This is a genomic window from Streptomyces tendae (assembly GCF_014650435.1).
GTDB lineage: Bacteria > Actinomycetota > Actinomycetes > Streptomycetales > Streptomycetaceae > Streptomyces > Streptomyces tendae.
In genome coordinates, this window is the sequence record NZ_BMUY01000004.1 from 216,353 (window position 1) to 235,709 (window position 19,357).

Here is a 19,357-nt window from a genome sequence, read left to right on the forward strand (position 1 = left end):
ATGACCGTCGAGGGGGAGAAGACGACGCCGGCGGCGGGGGCCGCCCGTCGGGGCGTCGTCGGCAGGCTGTCCTGGGGGCTGGCCGACCAGGCGGCCTCCAGCCTGTCCAACTTCGTGGTGGGCATCTATGTGGCGCGCTCGCTCGGGCTGACCGCGTTCGGGGTGTTCAGCCTGGCCTGGGTGACCTACGGCGTGGTCCTCAACGTGTCCCGCGGGCTGGCCACCGATCCGCTCGTGGTGCGCTTCAGCGCAGTGCCGCAGGCGTCCTGGCGCGGGGCGGTGGCCCGGGCGTCGGGTGCCGCGCTCCTGGTCGGTGCCGGGATCGGCGCGGTGTCTCTGGTCGCCGGGATCGCCATCGGCGGCCGGGTGGGGGCCGCGTTCGCGGCGCTCGGCATCGTGCTGCCGGGGCTGCTGCTGCAGGACGCCTGGCGCTACTCGTTCTTCGCCGCCGGCGTCGGCCGCAAGGCGTTCGTCAACGACGTCGTGTGGGCTCTCGCGCTGGTCCCGGCCATGGTCGTGGCGGCCCGGGTGGGCACGGTGCCGGCCTTCCTGCTGGCCTGGGGCGGGTCGGCCGCGGTGGCGGCGGCGTACGGCTGGTTCCAGTCCGGCATCCGGCCGAGGCCGGCCGGGGCGCGCGAGTGGCACCGCGACCACCGCGACCTCGGCTACCGGTACCTGGTCGAGAACGTCGGCGTCAGCGGTGCCGGCCAGATTCGGGCATACGGGCTCGGCGCGATCGTCGGGGTCGGCGCGGTGGGTGTGATCCGTGGCGCGGAACTCCTGCTCGGCCCGTTCCTCGCGGTGCTGATGGGGCTGTCGCTGGTCACCGTGGCCGAGTCGGCGCGGGTGCTGCGGCAGGCACCCGAGCGGCTCGGGAAGTTCTGTTTCCTGCTCGGCGCCGGGCAGACCGTCGCCGCGATGCTGTGGGGCGCGGCACTGCTGCTGGTGCCGGACCGGCTCGGCGAGCTCGTCCTCGGCGACGTCTGGAGCGGCGCCTCCGAGCTCATCGTGCCGGTCACCCTCAGCGTCGCGGGCGCCGGGCTCGGCACCGGCGCGGCGGCCGGGCTGCGCGCGCTGGCCGCGGCCCGGCGCAGTCTGCGCTGCCAGTTGTTCGCCTCCGCCTGCTACGTCGCGGGCGGGCTCGGCGGTGCGGTCGCGGGCGGCACGGTCGGTTCGGCATGGGGCGCCGCCGCCGCGTCCGTCTGCGGTTCGGTCGTGTGGTGGCTGCAGTTGCGGGCCGCCCTGCGCGAGCGCGACCACCATCCCATTCCCGAAGTGAGGACCACATGACCCCCCACCCCCGGCTGAGCATCGGCCTTCCCGTCTACAACGGCGAGGAGTATCTGGCCGAGTCGCTGGACGCCCTCCTGGGGCAGACCTACGAGGACTTCGAACTGGTGATCTCCGACAATGCGTCGACCGACGGCACCCAGGCCATCTGCCGCCGGTACGCCGCGCAGGACTCGCGCATCCGGTACATCCGGCTGCCCCGCAACATCGGCGCCGCGCCGAACCACAACTACGTGTTCACCGAGTGCCGCGGCGAGCTGTTCAAATGGGCCTCCCACGACGACCTCTACGCCCGTGACCTGCTGCGCAGCTGCGTGGCGGCGCTGGACGAACGGCCGGAGCTGGTCCTCGCGCACAGCGGCCAGGCGGTCATCGACGGCGACGGCAAGGTGAAGGTCCCCTACGAGTACGGGCTCGCCACCGACTCCCCGCGCGCTCCGGAGCGCTTCCGCAGCCTGCTCTTCGAGCCCGGGGGCGACGACTTCTACGGGGTGATGCGGTCCGCGATGCTGCGCCGGGTGAAGCCGCACGACAGCTACCACCACGCGGACCGCACCTTCGTCGCCGAGATCACCCTGCACGGCCCCTTCCACCAGGTGCCGGAGCTGCTGTACTTCCGCCGCGACCACCCGACCCGGGCCGAGCGGGCCAACCCCTCCAAGCGCGCCCGGTGCGTCAACCTGGACCCGCGCCGGGCGGGCCCGCTGCACCCGACACCGCGGCTGCTCGCCGAGTACGTCTGGGGCTTCGCCTCGGCGATCGGGCGGGCGCCGCTGTCCTCGGCCGACCGGCGGGCGTGCCACCGCCATCTGGCCGCGTGGCTGACCAGCCGGGTCCGGCCGGGCGCCGGTGAGCGGGTCGAGGACCGTGCTCCCGTCGACCCGGACCGGCTCACGGTCTCCGTCGACGACCTGGTCGCCGGCCGCGAGGGAGGGCAGGCATGACCTCCATGCGCGAAAAGCCTTTACGCATTGGTGTGTTCGGCCTGTTCGGTGCCGGGAACAGCGGCAACGACGGGTCGCTGGAAGCCGTGCTCGACCACCTCAGGGCCGCGCATCCCGACGCGGTCGTGGACGCGATGTGCGGCGGACCCGAAACCGTCGCGACCCGGTACGGGGTTCCGGCGACGCGGCTCAACTGGTACCGCGGGGAGTACCGGACCGCTTCACGCGCGAGCTCGATCGCGGCCAAGGCCCTGGGCAAACTCGTCGATGTCTTCCGCACCGCCGCCTGGGTGCGCCGGCACGACGCGGTGATCGTGCCGGGCACCGGCGTCCTGGAGACCACGCTGCCGCTCAGGCCCTGGGGCTTCCCGTACTCGCTGTTCCTGCTGTGCCTGACGGGCCGGCTGTTCGGCACCCGGGTCGCGCTGGTCAGCGTCGGCGCGGGCGCGATCGGCAACCGGTCGACCCGGGTCCTGACCCGCTGGTCGACGCGGCTGGCCGCGTACCGGTCCTACCGGGACGACCAGTCGCGCGACGCGATGCGGGCGATGGGCGTGAACACCGCGCGGGACGAGGTCTACGGGGACCTCGTGTTCGCCCTGCCCGCGCCGTCGGCGAACGAGCCCTCGAACGTGCCGGGCCCGGTCTGCGTCGGCGTCATGGACTTCCACGGCAGCAACGACGAGCGGGCGGTGGCCGAGGAGATCCACCGGCGCTACCTCGACGGGACGACGCGGTTCGTGCGCGCGCTGGTCGAGGACGGCAGGCCGGTCCGGCTGCTCACCGGCGACGAGCTGGACCGGCCGGTGGCCGCCGCGATCGTCGACGCGGTGGGCTCGCCGCTGGTCACCGTCGCCGAGGCGGCCTCGCTGGCCGACCTGATGAAGGAGACGGCGTGTGCCGACGCCGTGGTGGCGACCCGCTACCACAATCTGGTCTGCGCCCTGAAGGTCGGCACGCCGACCCTCGCGCTCAGCTACTCGGCGAAGAGCGACGCGCTCATGGCCGAGATGGGGATGGGCGCGTACTGCCACCCGGCGCGCGAGGCCGACGCCGACCGGCTGCTCGAACAGTTCCGGGAGCTGGAGCGGCGCTCGGCCGAGGTGCGCCGGACCGTCTTCGAGCGGAACCTGGCCGTCGCCCGGCGCGTCGAGCAGCAGTTCACCGACCTGACCACGGCGCTGTTCCCGGCGACCGACCACGCCAAGGCCCTGCGGGAGGCACCATGAAGGCGACCGAAGTGCCGGAGATCTCCGGCGCGTACCTGTTCGAACCGACGCCGCACGCCGACGAACGCGGCTTCTTCTGCCGCACCTTCGACGCCGACGTCGTCCGCTCGGTGGGGCTCGACCCGGCCGCCTTCGTGCAGGACAGCGTGTCCCGGTCGGTCCGCGGGGTGCTGCGCGGCCTGCACCTGCGCTCCGGCGCCGGTGAGGCCAAGCTGGTGCGGTGCTCGTACGGCGAGATCTTCGACGTGGTGGTGGACCTGCGGCCCGACTCGCCGACCTACCTGGGCCGGGCCTTCTTCGAGCTGTCCGGCCAGACGCAGGCGACCGTGTACGTCCCGGCGGGGTGCGCGCACGGCTTCCAGTCGCTGACGGAGACCTCCGACGTGTCGTACCGGATCGACCGGCCGCACGATCCGGGCGAGGACGTGACGATCGCCTTCGACGACCCGGACCTGGCCGTGCCCTGGCCGCTGCCGGCCGCCTCGATGTCGGCGCGGGACCGGGAGGCGCCGAGCCTCGCCGAGGTCCTGAAGCGTCGGGAGGGGTGAGGCCGTAGTGAGCACCGAGGAGTTCGACCTGCCCCGGTCGCGCCGGGCGAACGAGCGGTTGCACGCCATGGTCCCCGGGGGCGCGCACACCTATGCCAAGGGCGACGACCAGTACCCGGAGAACCTGGCCCCGGTCATCAGCCACGGCCGGGGCGCCCACGTGTGGGACGTCGACGGCAACCGCTACATCGAGTACGGCTCCGGTCTGCGCTCGGTCAGCCTCGGCCACGCCCACCCCCGCGTGACGGAGGCCGTGCGGCGGGAGCTCGACCGGGGCAGCAACTTCGTCCGGCCGTCCATCGTGGAGGTCGAGGCCGCGGAACGCTTCCTGGCCACGGTGCCGACCGCGGAGATGGTGAAGTTCGCGAAGAACGGCTCCGACGCCACCACCGCCGCGGTGCGGCTGGCCCGTGCCGCCACCGGGCGCCCCCGGGTGGCCGTCTGCGCCGACCACCCGTTCTTCTCCGTCGACGACTGGTTCATCGGCACCACGCCGATGTCCGCCGGTGTCCCGGCACAGACCGGGGAACTCACGGTGGCGTTCCCCTACGGCGACCTGGCCGCCACGGAGGAGCTGCTCACCCGGTACCGGGACGAGGTCGCCTGCCTGATCCTCGAGCCCGCCACCCACGCCGAGCCACCGCCCGGCTACCTCGCCGGTCTGCGTGAGCTGGCCGACCGGCACGGCTGCGTCCTGGTGTTCGACGAGATGATCACCTGCTTCCGCTGGTCCGAGGCGGGCGCCCAGGGTCTGTACGGCGTCGTCCCCGACCTCTCCACGTTCGGCAAGGCGCTCGGCAACGGGTTCGCCGTCTCGGCGCTGGCCGGGCGTCGCGATCTGATGGAGCGGGGCGGGCTGCGCCACTCGGGCGACCGGGTGTTCCTGCTGTCCACCACCCACGGTGCGGAGACGCATGCGCTGGCCGCCGCGATGGCCGTGCAGACCACCTACACCGAGGAGGGCGTCAGCGCACGGTTGCACGCCCTCGGCGAGCGGCTGGCCGCCGGTGTCCGCGACGCCGCGGCGAGCATGGGTGTCGGCGACCACGTCGTCGTCCGGGGGCGGGCCAGCAACCTGGTCTTCGCCACCCTCGACGAGAACGGGCAGCCGTCGCAGCCGTACCGGACCCTGTTCCTGCGCCGGCTCCTCGCGGGCGGGGTGCTGGCCCCGTCGTTCGTGGTGAGCAGCGCGCTCGGCGACGACGACATCGACCGGACGGTCGACGTGGTGGCCGAGGCGTGTGCGGTGTACCGGAAGGCGCTGGACGCGGCCGATCCCACGCCCTGGATGGCCGGACGGGCGGTGAAGCCGGTGTTCCGCCGCCTGGCCTGAGGCGAGGTGCACGGGGCGCCTCGGAGCCGACGGCTTCCGCGTCCCGGCACCGTGTCAGTGGCACTCCTGCCGACCGGCGTTGGCTCTCCGGTCGGCGGGTTCGTCCGCCGGCCGGCCGGCCGCCGTACGGTCGGCCAGCCGGTCGGCGGTCCGGTCGACCAGCCAGGCGCTCACCGGCAGCACCGCCAGCGCGGTGCACCAGCCGCCCAGGGTGTCGGTCGCGTAGTGCGAGCCCAGGGCCACCTGCGCCCAGCCCATGGTGGCGCCGGCCACCAGCCCCGAGGCGAAGACGAACGCCGTGCCGGCCGTCCGGCCGAGGCCGAGGCGGCCTGCCGCGAGCAGCGACACCATGAGGGCGATCGCCGTGAGGAAGGCGGTGTGTCCGCTCGGATAGGACAGGTTGTCGCCGTGGATGGTGCGCCCCACGACGGGCTTGAGCAGCGTCGTCGTCCCGACGGTCAGTCCGGCGCCGGTCACGACGAACACCGCGGCGCGCGGCCCCCGGAGCAGCAGGCAGCCCGTCACGACGGCCGCGATCACCAGCACCGCTCCAACGGGCTCCCCCAGGAAGTCCGTGACCACGGCGACGTGCCGCCACGGCGGCCCAGCCCCGTCCACCACCGCCCAGATCCGCGCGTCCACCGCGCCCGGCTCGCTGTCGTCGGCGTACGTGATCCCGAAGACGAGGACCACCAGCGCGGCGAGGGAGGCGATCAGCCCCAGCGCCACGCGCAGCGACGGCGGCAGCACCGCGGATTCCGGCCCACCGGTCAGCAGCCCACCGCCCTGGGGCGACCTGCGGTACTCTCCCACGTTCTCGCCCACTCCCCCACGCTCGGGTCGAGCCCACCGTAGCCGTTGCACCGGGCCTGATAACAGCCGATTCGCGCCATTGCGCAAAGCGTGCCGTGAATCCCGCGGTTGTGCGGATGTTTGACCTTGACACGGTGACAAGGTCTTCACTGCCGGCCAGGAGGTGGTCCCGATGACCATGACGAGTCAGGACGCGGATCCGATGCGGGCGCTCAGAGGACTGGAGGACGGGCGTGCGTCCGTGCGGCTGCGCGCGGCCCTCGCGGTCGGCTCGGCGCCGGACCCGCGCTTCGTGGACAAGCTCGTCGAACGGTCCGCCGTCGAGCCGGAGTTCTTCGTCCGCGACATGCTGACCTGGGCGCTCACCCGCCATCCGGTGTCCATGACGCTCACCCGGCTGGTCCGCGAAGTGGGCTCGGACCGGCCACAGGCGCGCAGCCAGGCGCTGCACACACTGTCCAAGATCGGGGACCGGCGGGCGTGGCCGGCGATCACTCGGGCGGTGCTCCGCGACACGGACGACGAGGTGGCACGCAGTGCCTGGCGGGCCGCGGTCGTCCTCGTGCCCGAGGGCGAGGAGCCCGCCCTGGCCTCGGCGCTGGCGACGCAGCTGGGACGTGGTGGCCGGGAGACGCAGCTGAGTCTCAGCCGGGCGCTGATAGCGCTGGAGGAGGCGGTCGTGGCGGTTCTGGACGCCGCGACGGCGGCCCCCGATCCGCATGTGCGTGCCCACGCGCTCGCCACGCGGCGGCTGCTGCACGACTCCGACGCCGGGTTCGCTTCGGCCATCGAGGAGGCGAAGCGCGTCGTGGCCCTCGGCGGCTCCGGTCACGAGGGACGATAGAGCGTGTTGATCGGTGAGGTGGCGCGACGGTCCGGGGTCAGTGCCCGCATGCTCAGGCACTACGAGTCGCTCGGCCTGGTGCGGCCCTCCGGCCGTACCGGCTCCGGCTACCGGGAGTACTCCCGGGAGGACATCCGGCGGATCTTCCACATCGAGAGTCTGCGGTCGCTGGGGCTGTCGCTGCGCGAGATCGGGCGGGCACTCGACGAACCGGGTTTCGCGCCGGCGGCACTCGTGGACGACCTCGTCGGCCGGACGCGCGAACGCATCGCGGCGGAGACCGAGCTGCTCACCCGGCTGCTCCGGATCGATGCCGCGGGGCCGGCCGGCTGGGAGGACGTCCTCCAGGCCGTCGCGCTCCTCCAGGCGCTGGGCTCCAAGAGCCCGGACGCGCGCCAGCGCGCGGCCCTCTCCTCGGTCCACGAGGCGGCGGTGCCGGTGGACGCCTTGGTCGAGGCGGTGCTGAGCGAGACGGACACCAACGTCGCCGGAGCCCTTCGGTGGGCGCTGGCACGATCGGGCGACGACGCCGCGGCACCGCTGGCGCAGGGCCTCGACTCACCGGTGGCCGCGGTGCGGGAGCGTGCGGTCCGGGCGCTCACCGAGCTGCCCGGTGGTGAGGCCACCGCGCAGCTGCGGCACGCGCTCGCGAGCCCCGACGCCGTGGTCCGCGGGTATGCGGCACTGGCACTCGGGACGCAGGGTGTGGTCGACGCCGTCCCGACGCTCATCGACATGATCGTGGCGGGCCGCAACGACACCGACGCCGCAGACGCGCTGAGCGTGCTGGCGGGCGACGGCGCGAGGGCGGACCGGATCGCGGCGGGGCTCGTCGGCCGTCTCGCCCACGACGGCACCGGGGCACCCGCGCGCGGCCGGCTGACCCAGGCGCTGGCGGGCGTCCCGGGTACGAGGGCGTCCCGCGCGCTGGCGGAGCTGTCGCGGGACGAGGACCGTGCCGTCGCACTGACCGCGACGTACCTGCTCCGGCTGCGCGAGGAGCGGTGACGGCCCGGGCCCGGGCGTAATTGCGTCGACAGCGCGCCTCGGTGCCGGGCAGTATGTCCGCCCGTGACGAGCAGCGAACTGTGGACCCGTGAGACCGCCGACCGCTACGACGCCGAGGAGACCGAGACCGGGATGGCCTCCGCCGCCGTCCTCGGACCGACCCTGGACTTCCTTGCCGAACTCGCCGGCGACGGGCGGGCGCTGGAGTTCGCCATCGGGACCGGCCGCGTGGGCGTCCCGCTGCGGGAACGCGGCGTGCCGGTGGTGGGCATCGAGCTCTCCGAGCACATGGCGGCGGTCCTGCGGCGCAAGACCGACGAGGAGACGCTCCCGGTGACCCTCGGGGACATGGCCACGACCGTCGTCCCCGGCGAGTTCACCCTGGTCTACCTCGTCTACAACACCATCAGCAACCTGCTCACACAGGACGAGCAGGTCGAGTGCTTCCGCAACGCGGCACGCCATCTGAGCCCCGGCGGCCGCTTCGTCATCGAGCTGGGCGTGCCGCCGCTCAGGTACCTGCCGCCCGGTCAGGTCGCGGTGCCGTTCGACGTCTCCGAACGGCACCTCGGCTTCGACACCTTCGACCTGGTCGAACAGGTCCTCGTCTCCAACCACTTCACCCGCGATCCGGCCGACGGCACCTACCGCCGCGACAACTCCCGGCACAGGTACGCCTGGCCCGCCGAGCTCGACCTGATGGCCCGGATCGCCGGGCTCGAGTGCGAACGCCGGGTCGGGGACTGGGACGGGACTCCGTTCACACAGGACTCCCCGAAGCACATCTCCGTGTGGCGCAAGCCCACTTGACCCTGCCTCGAGGGCAACACCCACAGTGGCGGCATCACGGAGCACCTGGGCCCGGGTCGCCCGCTGCTCGGGCCGTAGGGCCGGCCGTCCCGTCGGTTCCCAGGGCCTTGCTCAGTACGTGGACGGCCTGCTCCACGGCCGCGCCGGCCGCCCGGGTGGCGCGCAACGGGTTCAGCATCATGAAGTCGTGCAGGGCGCCGTTGTAGCGCACGCTCGTGGTCGGCACGCCGGCCCGGATGAGCTTGCGGGCGTATGCCTCGCCCTCGTCGCGCAGAGCGTCGTTCTCGCCGACGACGACGAACGCCGGTGGGAGGCCGCTGAGTTGCTCCTCCGTCGCGCGCAGGGGGGACACGGTGATCCGTGCGCGCTCTTCGGGGTCGGTGGTGTAGGCGTCCCAGAACCACTCCATGGCCCTGGCCGTCAGGTGCGGTCCGTGGGCGAAGGTCCGGTAGCTCTCGGTGTCCCGGGCCGCGTCGGTGACCGGGTAGTACAGCGACTGGTGCAGGAAGGCGACGTCGCCCCGTTGTTTGGCCAGGTGGGTGAGGGCGGCGCTCATGTTGCCGCCGACGGAGTCCCCGGCGACGGCCAGCCGGGAGGCGTCGAGCCCCTTCGCGGCGCCCTCGGTGGTGATCCACCGGGCGGTGGCGTACGCCTGCTCGACGGCGACGGGGTACTTCGCCTCCGGGGCGCGGTCGTACTCGACGAAGACCAGGGCCGCCCGCGCGCCCACGGCCAGCTCGCGCACCAGACGGTCGTGGGTGGCGGCGCTGCCGAGAACCCAGCCGCCGCCGTGCACGTAGAGGATCACGGGCAGAGGGCCCTTGCGGCCGACGGGCCTGATGATCCGGGCCCGTACGTCACCGACACGGGCCGGGACGGTGGTCCACTCCTCCTCCACGTCGGGTTGCGCGACGGGATGTGCCTGCACGCGGTCGAGCAGGTCGCGGGCGGCGTCGACGCCGAGTTCGTACGGCGGCGGCGACTCGGCGGTCGCGTCGGCGAACTCCCGCGCGGCGGGTTCGAGAACGATGTCCCTCACGACGTGCTCCTTCGGGGCGGTGGCGGGCGAAGGGGAGCTCCGCGGTCGAGCGGTGGGGCCCCCGATGGGCTCAGTCGCCTTCGGCCGTCGGCAGGGGCATCGCCAGGTGGGCGAGGTCTCCCGGCGGGGGCGTGCTGACCGGCCAGAGCGGGGCGGGCGTGCCGTCGGCGACCGCGGCCGGGGCGTCGGTCAGCCGCATGCGATCGCGCAGGCGGCCGTAGAAGTCCATGGGGCCGAGGCGCACCGCCCGCAGTCTGCGGGGAGCGGCGTAGACACCGAGCCAGTCGCCCGGATCGAGGACGCCCCGCAGCTGTCCGTCGATGCTCACGGCGGCCCGGCCCGAGCGCTCCAGGATCCGCAGTCCGACGGGTTCGTCCGGTGCGGTGACGACGGAACGGTCGAACGTCATGTGCGGGGCCACCGCCGTGAAGACGAGTGCCTCCGCGCGGGGCGAGACGACCGGGCCGCCCGCGGCGAAACTGTAGGCGGTGGAGCCCGTCGGGGTCGCGACGAGCAGCGCGTCGGCGGAGTACGAGGCCAGCAGCCGGCCCGCGATGTAGACGCCGACGGAGATCTGCCGGTCCCTGGACAGCTTCTCGAGCACCACGTCGTTGAGGGCCGTGACGTTCAGGGCGATGCCCCACTCGTCGCCGCTCTCGCAGTCGGTCCGCATCCGCGGGGGAGGCAGCAGCGGTCCTCGCCCGTACCGCAGAAGCGCTTCCATCTCCGCGGGGATCTCCAGGAGCCGGGAGGCACGCAGAGTGAGCAGCATGCGGCTCTCCGGCTCCAGGTGATCCCCCCGGACGGCGTCGAGGGCGGAGCGGACCGCCGGTGCGGGCACCTCGGTCAGGAACCCGACCCTTCCCAGGTCCACGCCCAGGATCAGGGCGTCGTCCTCCGCGGCCAGCCGTGCGCCGCGCAGGAAGGTGCCGTCACCGCCCAGGGTGACGACGAGGTCCGGGTCGCCCGCCGCGTCCACCTCCTCCCGGGCGCTGTGCCGCCCGGTGTCGCTCCACACGTCGATGTCCGTGCAGGCGACGGCGTTCTCGTCGCACCACGCGCGGACTTCCCGGGCCGCTTCGGCGGCGCCTGCCCGGCCTCCGTGGACCACGAGTCCGACCCGCTCGATCGTCACCACTGCCTCCCTGCTCCCGGGCCGCGCTCCTGGGACCCCGACCGACGGAATCCTCGCCGACCCCGGCGGCGGGGCGGGCCGCGACATGCCGGGGCGGTCTTCCCGTCCGGTGAGTCGCGCATCAGGTACCGAGTAGGTACCATGCCGGTATGCCATCACTCAACGTGACCTTCACCGAGGAAGAAATGGAAGGCGTCCGCGCCGCGGCCGCGGCCGAGGGCAAGAGCCTCAAGCAGTACATGCACGACCTCGGGGTCCGCGAGATGCAGCGCAAGCGGTTCGTGGCCGGCGCCGCCTCGTGGGCGGACCGGCTGCGCGCCGAGTTCGACGAGGCGTTCCCGGACGAGATCCCCCCGTCCCAGCGCGGCGAGGGAGCCACCGCCGCCTGATGAGCGAGCCCCTGTACATAGATGTCCCTTGGCTCCTGGACGTCCAGGACGCCGCTCTGGACAACGAGGACGTGTCGGTCACGGACTACTCGGCCCTCGTCGCGGCGGTGGCCCGCCACAAGACCCGCATGCCGACCCTGGCGGCGTCCAACCCCGACAGCGCCTGGCGCGCGGCCGCCCTCCTGCACACCGTGGTACGGCTCGAACCGCTCCCGCACCGCAACAGCCTCTTCGCGGCCTTCGTCACCGGTCAGTACATGGACCAGTCCGGGGAGGGCATCGACCCGCCCTACGGGGCCCTGTCGGACCTGATCAGAAAGGTCCGCGAAACCCGGCTGAGCATCTACGACATCGCCGACGTGCTGCGCTCCTGGCGCATCTGACCGGCCGGGCCGTCACTCCGGGGCCGTCCCGGGGCCGTCACTTCGGGGCCGTCAGATCGCACGCCAGATGTTGTCGAACGCCGCTCCCTCGATGCTGCGGCGCTGCCGGGTGGCGGCCAGTTCCACCACGGCGTCGTGCACCGCGGCGACGACCGTCGCGACCGCGTCGTCCTCGGGATCCGCCACCTCGTCGGCCGACTCGTGCCTGATACCCACCGCGGCCGCCAGACCCACCAGCACCGGATCGCCGCCGGTCCAGCGGTCGCCGGCGCGCCGACGGGCCGACGGATCGGCCGGGGTGGGCCGGTCGGCACCGCGCCGGGCGTTCCACAGCGGGCGCCTGCGGCCACCGTCGTCGGCCCCCGCGTCGGCGAGGTACCGGCCCGCCAGACCGTCGCCCCGGCGCCACAGCCAGTCCGTCACGGGCTCGGCCGGCTCCCGGCCGACCAGCGACGCCGCCTCGTCGAGGAGCCGGTCACCGGACACGCCCGGCGACACCGGTCGCAGGAGGGGGCCGTCCAGCGCGACCGTCCCCGCTTCCAGCAGGTCGATCAGTTCCGCCCCGGCCAGGGCCAGCGACAGGTCGCCGCGCTCGACCGGGTAGTCGGAGGGAACATCGAGGGAGACGATGGTCAGGTCGTGCGCTGTGGTCATGGCGGAACTCCCCATCTGTCACATCTGCTGCGACACGACTGCCGCGACCCGGTTCAGCCTACCCACGGCCGCAGCTTCTCGGGGTTGCGGACCACCCAGATACGGCTGACGCGGCCCTCGGCGACGTCGAAGGCCGCCACGGTCACGACGACGCCGTCGCGCCGGGCCACCAGGCCCGGCGCCCCGTTGACCGAGCGCTCCAGGAGTTCCAGGCCGGGGGCCTTGTCGGCGATGGCGACCATGTACGGGGCGATGCGGCCGCCGCCCTCGATCGGGCGCAGGACGGTGCCGGCCCTGCCGCCGCCGTCGGCGGTCATGACGGCGGCCGGGTCGAGGAGGTCGACCAGGGCGGCGATGTCCTTCCGCTCCCACGCCGCCTTGACCTGTTGCACCACGTCGGCCTGTACGGCGGGGGTCGCCCGGGTCCGCGCGTCGCGCACCCGGCGCCGGCCCGAGGCGGCGAGCTGCTTGCAGGCCGCGGGAGTCCGCCGGAGGATGCCCGCGATCTCGGCGAAGGGGTAACGGAAGACGTCGTGGAGCACGAAGGCCACCCGCTCCGCCGGAGTCATCGACTCCAGGACCACGAGGAAGGCCATCGTCACCGACTCGTCCAGGACCATCTGGTCGGCCGGGTCCGCCGGGTCGGCGCCGTACCCGTCCCGCTCGGCGTGGGCGGGCAGCGGGTCCGGCAGCCACGCGCCGACGTAGCGTTCGCGCCGGGCCCGCGCCGAGCCGAGCACGTCCAGGCAGACGCGGCCGGTCACGGTCGTCAGCCAGGCGCCCGGGGACACCGTCTCCTCCTGTCTGCCGCGCGGCAGCGCGTACCAGCGCGCGTACGCCTCCTGCACGGCGTCCTCGGCCTCGGTCAGTGAACCGAGCAACCGGTAGGCGACATTGATCAGTTGACGCCGGTCACCGACCGTCGCCTCGTGCCCCGTCCCCGCCGTCCCCACGCCCGACCGCCCCCGCCCTGCCTTTCGGCCTTACCTTTCGCCGACCCGTTTCGTCGGGTGGGTGAGACCTTACCGATCTATCGCCCCCGGGGCGGAAAAGAGGACCGCGGCATGGCAACCCAGGTGACGGCGCGGCGCCGGATCTCGTTCCTGCGGATCGCGATCGCCCTGCAGACTCTGACCCTCTTCCTCCAGGCGGCCTCCGCAGGACTGCTGCTGACCGCCTCCTACGGGGAGACGCTGCACAGTGCCGGGGCCCGGGTGATGTACGGGGCGTCGATGCTGTACGTGCTCGCGGCGGTGCTGGCGTGGAAGCCGGGCGGCGGCCCGCGGGGGCCCGTCTTGCACTCCTGCGGCTTCCTGGTCCTCGCCTCGGTCCAGGTCGTGCTCGGCATCGCGCACGTCCCGTCGGTCCATGTTCCCCTGGGCGTCCTGATGTTCGGGCTGAGCGTGCTGGCGCTGGCGCGGCGCTGAGCGGCCCCGCGGTGCGGGATCACGCCCGTTGCCGGGCGTGGCGGAGACAGGAGGCGGCCACCACGAAGGGCCACAGCGACTGGAGCGAGGTCACGACGCGTTCCGCGACGCCGGCGTCGCCGTGCCGCCCCATCTCGATCAGGAACCACACCCCGCCGGCGGCCATCAGGGTCGTCACCGCGATCGAGGGCGCCAGACGCAGTGCCCAGGGAGCGGCCGGACCTCCGTTGACGGCGAGTACCGGCCACACCGCGAGGAGCGTGAACCCGACCACCACCACGGCGCCGTGGCGCAGCGAGCCCCCGCTGCTCGGCGCGGGGAGCGCCACCAGGACCAGTGCGGCCAGACCGCCTCCGCCCAGCGCGACGCGTCCGGGGGTGGCGGCGGTCCGCAGCCCCCAGGCGGTCAGCAGGTGGCAGACGCCCAGGGCCAGGAAGGCCGTCGTCATCACCCAGAACCCGGCGGCCCCGTAGGACCCCAGGACGCTGATCGTCTGCGTGACGGGATCGTAGGAGGACCCTTCGGCGTGCGCGGCGCCGGTCCAGCCTGCGATCAGCAGCACGGGTGCGCATCCCGACGACAGCAGCACCCACCGGGGAACAAATCGCATCAGGCAACCATAAAGCGCCCTCCTGCGGCACCGTGCCCATGGTCCTCACACGGGCGGGTTGAGGGTGCGGAAGTACGTCCAGCTCGTCTCGTTCGGCTCGCTCCACTTCTCCGGCGCCCGCGCGAACCGCGGCTGGTGGTCGGCGATGTAGGCGCGGGTGCGCTCGGGCACCTCGGCGTAGGAGCCGAGCTTGCGGCCCCGGCAGTGGAAGGTGAGGCCGCCGGGCCGCTGCCCTCGGGCCATCCACGGGAGCCACGGGGACATCCGGGTCCACGACATGGTCGCCGGGACGCTGGGGGCCGGGCCGGCCAGGTCCGCGCGGTGGGCGAAGAACTGGAAGAGCTCCAGCGCCCGGTACGTGTCGCCGGCCGAGTGGAGGGGGTACTGGGCCACCGGCAGGGGCGAGGGGTAGGCGAGCGGGATCTCCAGGCTGAAGCAGACCTGGGCGCCGAGGTCGGTCGTCGGGACCGGGAAGGGGCGCCACTTCTGGTTCGCCGGGTCGTTCCAGACGTGGACCACCGGCAGGTCCCGCCAGGTCTCCAGGATCTCGCGGGCGGCGGGGTCCAGGTAGAAGGCGGCCTCCCGGGTGAGCAGCCGGTAGGCGTCCGGGCCGTCCTCGGCGTCCTGGACCAGGCGGGCGACGTTGACCCCTTCGAAGCCGAAGACGTGCTCGTAGGGCTCGTCGGGAGACCACGCGTACACGTTTCCCGACCACCAGTACGTGACTTCTTCGCCGTCGAGTGAGGCCCGGGTGCGGGCGAGGGAGCGGAGCGACTGCACGGGTGTCGTCATGGCAGTACTCTGCGCGACCGCCACCCCTGACGGGCGGCAAACGACACGTCCCGCCCCGGAAACGGCCGGAAGCTTCCGTTCCGGGACGGGACGCGTCCCGGTCAGCCGAGGGCCGGTGACGGCGCCGGAGTGCGGTCTTCGAGCGGGACGACCGCCGGACCCGCGTCCTGGCCGAGGAAGAAGCGGCGCACCACGCGCTCGGCGGCGTGGCCGTCGTCGTACTGGCAAAAGCGCGCCCGGAAGGCCGCGCGCAGGGCGGTGGCCTCGGGGCCGCGCCAACGGCCGCTGCGGAAGGTGTCGACGAGTTCGTCCTCGGTGGTGGCGACCGCCCCCGGGGTGTCGCCGGGCCGGCCGGAGAGGAGATCGAAGGTGACGCCGCGGACCTGCGAGTAGATCTCCCAGTCGTCGGCGTATATGACGATGGGCCGGTCGAGGTTGGCGTAGTCGAAGGTGAGGGACGAGTAGTCGGCGACGAGCGCGTCCGCCGCCAGGCAGAGGTCCTCGACCGAGGGGTGGCGGGACACGTCGAGGACGGCGCCCTGTTCGGCGAGGTCGCTCAACTCGGGGCTCCGGGCGTCGAAGTAGTGGGTGCGGACCAGCAGGACGAAGTCGTCGCCCAGGGCCTTGGCCAGCCGGGCCAGGTCGAAGGACGGTGTCCAGCCCGTCCGGTAGTCGCGGTGGGTCGGCGCGTAGAGCAGGGCGGTCCGGCCCGGGGCGATGCCGAGCCGGGCGCGGACGGCGGCGACCTCCTCGGAACTGGCGCCGTAGTAGCGGTCGTTGCGCGGGTAGCCCGCGTCGAGGGACTCGTAGGAGCCCGGGTAGGCGCGCTCCCACTGCTTGGTGGAGTGCTGGTTGGAGGAGACGCTGAGGTCCCAGCGGTCCACGCGTTCCAGGAGGCGGTCGAAGTCCATGCCTCTGGCGGCCGCCGGGTAGGCCCGCTGGTCCAGGCCCATGCGCTTGAGCGGGGTCCCGTGGTGGGTCTGGAGGTGAAGCTGTCCGGGGCGCTTGACTATGTGGTCGGGGAAGTTGACGTTGTTCACGAAGTACCGTGCGCGCGCCATCACCTCCCAGTAGCGGCGCGAGTCGCGCACCACGTGGTCGATGCCGTCGGGGACCCGGCCGGCCAGTTCCTTGCGCACCACCCAGACGCCGTGCACGTCGGGGGCGAGTTCCCCGGCCTTCTCGAAGACGGCGAGCGGGTTGCAGGACGGCAGCCGGTCCCAGTACGACGTGTAGACGGCGAGGCCGGGGTCCGGGGAGCGTCTGCGCTGCAGGGTGTACAGCCCGGCGTAGGCCCGCTTGCCCGCCCTGGTCCTGGCCCTGACCACCTTGTTCGGTCCCGCCGTCTTGGCGCGCGCGGCGAGTTGGGCGGCCTGGTAGGCGCGGTAGAGCCGTTTGGCCACGGTCCGCATGTACACCCCGGTCGGCCCCTCGGGCATCGTGAAGCCGGCCGGGACGTGGTGCGCGTAGAAGTCCGCGGTGCGCTCGAAGAACTCCTTGCGGTCGGTGACCCGCACCCGCTCGGGGCGCTTGAGCGCGAACAGCATGTGGAACACGGCCCGCTCGAACAGCATGGGCGTGGCCCAGGCCAGCTCGGGCCGCTCCGCGAGGAACGCGAACAGCCCCTCGTACTGCTGGAAGATGTCGAAGTGCTTGCGCCCCGGCGTCTTCGTGATCGCGCCCTGGCGGCGCTGGCGGTACTCGACCCCGACCCGGTTCAGACAGCCGATGCGCTCGGCCGTGACCATCGCCATGTGGGTGACCGGCGCGTCCTCGTACAGGCCGGGGGCGTACTGGAAGCCCTGCCCGACGAAGAACTCGCGGCGGAACGCCTTGTTCCAGGCCACCAGGAACAACTGCACGTACTCGGGCCGGTCCTCGAGGCGGAAGACGTCGGTGCCCGCCCGTTCGATCAGGTCCGCGGCCTGGCTGCGGCCGCCCCTGCCCGACCAGTAGGTGCGCACGTGGTCGAAGACCAGGATGTCCAGGTCCCCGACGGCGTCCAGCCGGGTGGCCAGCGCCTCCAGCAGGCCGGGGGTGTAGGAGTCGTCGCTGTCGAGGAAGAGGACGTAGTCGCCCCGCGCGCGCTGGAGCCCCGCGTTGCGCGCCCTCCCCAGGCCGACGTTCTCCGGGAGGTGCACGGCCTTGACGCGGGTGTCCCGGGCGGCGTACTCGTCGATGATCGCGCCGCAGGAGTCCGGTGAGCAGTCGTCGACGGCGATGACCTCGATGTCCCGGTACGACTGCCCCAGCACCGAGTCCAGACATTCTCGAAGGTATCCCTGCACCTTGAACACGGGGACGACGATGCTGAACCGAGGCATGCGGACAACTCCAGGTGAAGCGTGGGTGAACCGTGATCAGACAGGGAGACACGCGAAGCTTGTGAAACGTTGTACATGTGCTGTGAAGTTCCGGGGAAGTGTGGATCCGGCATTCGCCCCGGCCCGAGCGATGAGTTCGGGCGACACATCGGGTCCACCCTGTATGACTCGGATCATCGCGGACATCTCGATCTCCCTCGACGGCTGTGTCACCGGGCCGGATCCCGGACCGGGCAACGGTCTGGGCACCGGCGGCGAGGCCCTGCACACCTGGGCGTTCTCGGACGACCCCGAGGAACGCCGGATCGTGCGGGAGACCACCGCCCGCTCGGGCGCCGTCGTCCTCGGCCGCCGGCTCTTCGACCTGGTCGACGGGCCGGACGGCTGGGACGACACCGTCGGCTACGGTGCCGCGGAGGTCGGCAGGCCCCCGTTCGTCGTCGTGACGGCTTCTCCCCCGGCCTCGGTCCGGCTCACCGGCCTCGACTGGACGTTCGTCACGACCGGGCTGCCCGACGCCGTCACCGCGGCGCGCGAGCGTGCCGAGGCGGCCGCGGCGGAGCGCGGCGGTGACCTCGACGTCGTCCTCATGGGCGGCGGCACGCTGATCGGCTCGGCGCTCGACGCCGGGCTGGTCGACGTGCTGTCCCTGCACCTGGCCCCCGTCGTGCTGGGCTCCGGAACACCGCTGTTCACCGGCGGGACACCGCGCACCCTGGTCCGGCGGAGCGTGCACCCCACCCCGAACGCCACGCATCTGCTCTACGACGTCCGCTGACGTACGTCCGGGTCCTCCGCCGCACCCCTGGTCGAACGCTCCCCCGAGCCGCGCGGGTTCAGGGACCATGAGGCATGCGACCGAACGGCTGGCACCTCACCGAGGACCTCGACGACTTCCTGACCCGGGCCTGGGACTTCCTGTGCTCGCGCCCCGCCGCACACACCACTCCGCTGACGGCGATCGAGAAGTTGCGCACGCGCGGCGGGGGCGGGGCCCCGACGCAAGCGGGATCCACCGTCTTCGGGTGGCTGGTGGAGGACGGCGCGGTCCGTGCCGTCCTGCTGCGCCCGCCAACCGGCCGCCTGACCCTCACCGCCCTCTCCCCCGGGCAGGCCGACTCCCTCGCCGCCCACCTGGCCGGCTCCGGCCCCCGCCCCTGCGGCGTCCTGTCCGACGACGAGACCGTCACCGCGTTCGCCGGGGCCTGGCGGCGGCACACCGGCGCCGCAGCCGTGCGCAGCTGGGGCGCCCGTCTCCACCGGCTCGGCACCCTCACCCCGCCGCGGAGCCTGCCGCCGGGCCGGGGCCGGGTCGTGGGCGACCGGGAGCACGGGCAACTCATGCGGTGGTGCCGTGAGTTCGCCGCGGACGTCGGCGAGGCGGTGACCATCGACGCCGAGTCCTGGGCCGGCACACGCTTCGCGGAGAAGCGCTACACCTTCTGGGAGACCCCGGACGGCACGCCCGTCTCCATGGCGGGCGCGAACCCGCTGGTCGGCGGGCAGGTCCGGATCGACCCCGTCTACACCCCGGCCGGGCAGCGCGGTCGCGGCTACGCGGCCGCCGTGACGACCGAGGTCACCCGTGCCGCGCTGGCCGCGGGCGCGGCGGAGGTGGTGCTCTTCACCGACCCCGCCAACCGCACCAGCAACGCCGTCTACCGGCGCCTCGGATACGTCCCGCTCGCCGACTTCTGCGCGTACGACTTCACCCACGCCGGCCGGCACCCGCAGGCGTCCGGCCGGCGTGGTGCCGAAGGCGCCCGGTACGGCCATTGACGGCGA

Annotated in this window: 21 protein-coding genes; 13 read left to right on the top strand and 8 right to left on the bottom strand. The window is 73.1% G+C overall.

The annotated features are described in order from the left end of the window. The 5 genes from IE258_RS13025 to IE258_RS13045 are packed head-to-tail and all read left to right on the top strand — an operon-like array spanning nucleotide 1 to nucleotide 5,344. Nucleotides 1-1,290 carry an MATE family efflux transporter gene (locus tag IE258_RS13025; protein ID WP_189743591.1) on the top strand — a complete coding sequence of 430 codons (1,290 nt, stop codon included), beginning with the start codon at nucleotides 1-3 and terminating at the stop codon, nucleotides 1,288-1,290. After that, nucleotides 1,287-2,234, top strand: a complete 948-nt coding sequence (locus tag IE258_RS13030; protein WP_189742987.1) for a glycosyltransferase family 2 protein — start codon at nucleotides 1,287-1,289, stop codon at nucleotides 2,232-2,234. Before IE258_RS13025 ends, IE258_RS13030 begins: the two co-directional genes overlap by 4 nt. Continuing rightward, complete coding sequence (locus IE258_RS13035; protein WP_189742989.1) at nucleotides 2,231-3,463, top strand: polysaccharide pyruvyl transferase family protein; 1,233 nt, start codon at nucleotides 2,231-2,233, stop codon at nucleotides 3,461-3,463. The genes IE258_RS13030 and IE258_RS13035 overlap by 4 nt, the downstream gene beginning before the upstream one ends. Beyond that, a complete protein-coding gene (locus IE258_RS13040; protein WP_189742992.1) occupies nucleotides 3,460-4,011 on the top strand; it encodes a dTDP-4-dehydrorhamnose 3,5-epimerase family protein in 552 nt (183 codons plus the stop codon). Before IE258_RS13035 ends, IE258_RS13040 begins: the two co-directional genes overlap by 4 nt. Before the next feature lie 7 nt (nucleotides 4,012-4,018). Continuing rightward, nucleotides 4,019-5,344 (top strand): glutamate-1-semialdehyde 2,1-aminomutase, encoded by a 1,326-nt coding sequence (locus IE258_RS13045; RefSeq protein ID WP_189742994.1) that lies wholly within the window; start codon nucleotides 4,019-4,021, stop codon nucleotides 5,342-5,344. Nucleotides 5,345-5,398: 54 nt separating this feature from the next. Here IE258_RS13045 and IE258_RS13050 read toward each other — a convergent pair whose 3' ends face one another. Next, the gene (locus tag IE258_RS13050) at nucleotides 5,399-6,118 is read right to left on the bottom strand and encodes a phosphatase PAP2 family protein (RefSeq protein ID WP_189743593.1); all 720 of its coding nucleotides are present in this window, start codon (nucleotides 6,116-6,118) and stop codon (nucleotides 5,399-5,401) included. Nucleotides 6,119-6,329: 211 nt separating this feature from the next. Here IE258_RS13050 and IE258_RS13055 point away from each other — a divergent pair, with 211 nt between their 5' ends. From IE258_RS13055 to IE258_RS13065, 3 genes are all read left to right on the top strand, one after another. Beyond that, nucleotides 6,330-7,001 carry a HEAT repeat domain-containing protein gene (locus IE258_RS13055; RefSeq protein ID WP_189742996.1) on the top strand — a complete coding sequence of 224 codons (672 nt, stop codon included), beginning with the start codon at nucleotides 6,330-6,332 and terminating at the stop codon, nucleotides 6,999-7,001. A gap of 3 nt (nucleotides 7,002-7,004) precedes the next feature. Continuing rightward, nucleotides 7,005-8,009 (top strand): MerR family transcriptional regulator, encoded by a 1,005-nt coding sequence (locus IE258_RS13060; RefSeq protein ID WP_189742998.1) that lies wholly within the window; start codon nucleotides 7,005-7,007, stop codon nucleotides 8,007-8,009. A gap of 63 nt (nucleotides 8,010-8,072) precedes the next feature. Then, nucleotides 8,073-8,819: a class I SAM-dependent DNA methyltransferase gene (locus tag IE258_RS13065; RefSeq protein ID WP_189743000.1), complete on the top strand. Its 747-nt coding sequence runs from the start codon at nucleotides 8,073-8,075 to the stop codon at nucleotides 8,817-8,819. 34 nt (nucleotides 8,820-8,853) lie between these two features. On the opposite strand, the gene IE258_RS13070 is transcribed toward IE258_RS13065, so the two are convergent. Next, nucleotides 8,854-9,858 (bottom strand): alpha/beta hydrolase, encoded by a 1,005-nt coding sequence (locus IE258_RS13070; RefSeq protein WP_189743002.1) that lies wholly within the window; start codon nucleotides 9,856-9,858, stop codon nucleotides 8,854-8,856. A gap of 70 nt (nucleotides 9,859-9,928) precedes the next feature. Further along, nucleotides 9,929-10,993, bottom strand: a complete 1,065-nt coding sequence (locus tag IE258_RS13075; RefSeq protein ID WP_189743004.1) for an NAD(+)/NADH kinase — start codon at nucleotides 10,991-10,993, stop codon at nucleotides 9,929-9,931. A gap of 149 nt (nucleotides 10,994-11,142) precedes the next feature. On the opposite strand from IE258_RS13075, the gene IE258_RS13080 reads away from it, so the two are divergent. Both IE258_RS13080 and IE258_RS13085 read left to right on the top strand, forming a co-directional pair. Next, nucleotides 11,143-11,382 carry a hypothetical protein gene (locus IE258_RS13080; protein ID WP_189743006.1) on the top strand — a complete coding sequence of 80 codons (240 nt, stop codon included), beginning with the start codon at nucleotides 11,143-11,145 and terminating at the stop codon, nucleotides 11,380-11,382. Next, the gene (locus IE258_RS13085) at nucleotides 11,382-11,765 is read left to right on the top strand and encodes a hypothetical protein (protein WP_003978453.1); all 384 of its coding nucleotides are present in this window, start codon (nucleotides 11,382-11,384) and stop codon (nucleotides 11,763-11,765) included. Before IE258_RS13080 ends, IE258_RS13085 begins: the two co-directional genes overlap by 1 nt. Nucleotides 11,766-11,816: 51 nt before the next feature. On the opposite strand, the gene IE258_RS13090 is transcribed toward IE258_RS13085, so the two are convergent. Both IE258_RS13090 and sigJ read right to left on the bottom strand, forming a co-directional pair. Further along, a complete protein-coding gene (locus IE258_RS13090) occupies nucleotides 11,817-12,419 on the bottom strand; it encodes a GOLPH3/VPS74 family protein (RefSeq protein WP_189743008.1) in 603 nt (200 codons plus the stop codon). A gap of 53 nt (nucleotides 12,420-12,472) precedes the next feature. Beyond that, nucleotides 12,473-13,372, bottom strand: coding sequence for an RNA polymerase sigma factor SigJ (gene sigJ, locus IE258_RS13095; RefSeq protein ID WP_189743010.1), 900 nt, complete (start codon nucleotides 13,370-13,372; stop codon nucleotides 12,473-12,475). Nucleotides 13,373-13,483: 111 nt separating this feature from the next. Here sigJ and IE258_RS13100 point away from each other — a divergent pair, with 111 nt between their 5' ends. Beyond that, on the top strand, nucleotides 13,484-13,846 hold the full coding sequence (locus tag IE258_RS13100) for a hypothetical protein (protein WP_189743012.1): 363 nt from the start codon (nucleotides 13,484-13,486) through the stop codon (nucleotides 13,844-13,846). A gap of 19 nt (nucleotides 13,847-13,865) precedes the next feature. Here the strand turns inward: IE258_RS13100 and IE258_RS13105 are convergent, their stop codons facing one another. The 3 genes from IE258_RS13105 to IE258_RS13115 form a co-directional block, all read right to left on the bottom strand. After that, the gene (locus tag IE258_RS13105; protein WP_159323614.1) at nucleotides 13,866-14,456 is read right to left on the bottom strand and encodes a DUF998 domain-containing protein; all 591 of its coding nucleotides are present in this window, start codon (nucleotides 14,454-14,456) and stop codon (nucleotides 13,866-13,868) included. A gap of 45 nt (nucleotides 14,457-14,501) precedes the next feature. Then, entirely contained in the window at nucleotides 14,502-15,248 is a 747-nt protein-coding gene (locus tag IE258_RS13110; RefSeq protein ID WP_189743013.1) for a DUF1838 family protein, read from the bottom strand. A gap of 101 nt (nucleotides 15,249-15,349) precedes the next feature. Continuing rightward, nucleotides 15,350-17,572 carry a bifunctional glycosyltransferase/CDP-glycerol:glycerophosphate glycerophosphotransferase gene (locus IE258_RS13115; protein WP_189743016.1) on the bottom strand — a complete coding sequence of 741 codons (2,223 nt, stop codon included), beginning with the start codon at nucleotides 17,570-17,572 and terminating at the stop codon, nucleotides 15,350-15,352. Between the two features lie 163 nt (nucleotides 17,573-17,735). Here IE258_RS13115 and IE258_RS13120 point away from each other — a divergent pair, with 163 nt between their 5' ends. Next, a complete protein-coding gene (locus IE258_RS13120) occupies nucleotides 17,736-18,350 on the top strand; it encodes a dihydrofolate reductase family protein (protein ID WP_189743018.1) in 615 nt (204 codons plus the stop codon). Between the two features lie 74 nt (nucleotides 18,351-18,424). Beyond that, the gene (locus IE258_RS13125) at nucleotides 18,425-19,351 is read left to right on the top strand and encodes a GNAT family N-acetyltransferase (protein ID WP_189743020.1); all 927 of its coding nucleotides are present in this window, start codon (nucleotides 18,425-18,427) and stop codon (nucleotides 19,349-19,351) included. The last annotated feature ends 6 nt before the right edge of the window (nucleotides 19,352-19,357 follow it).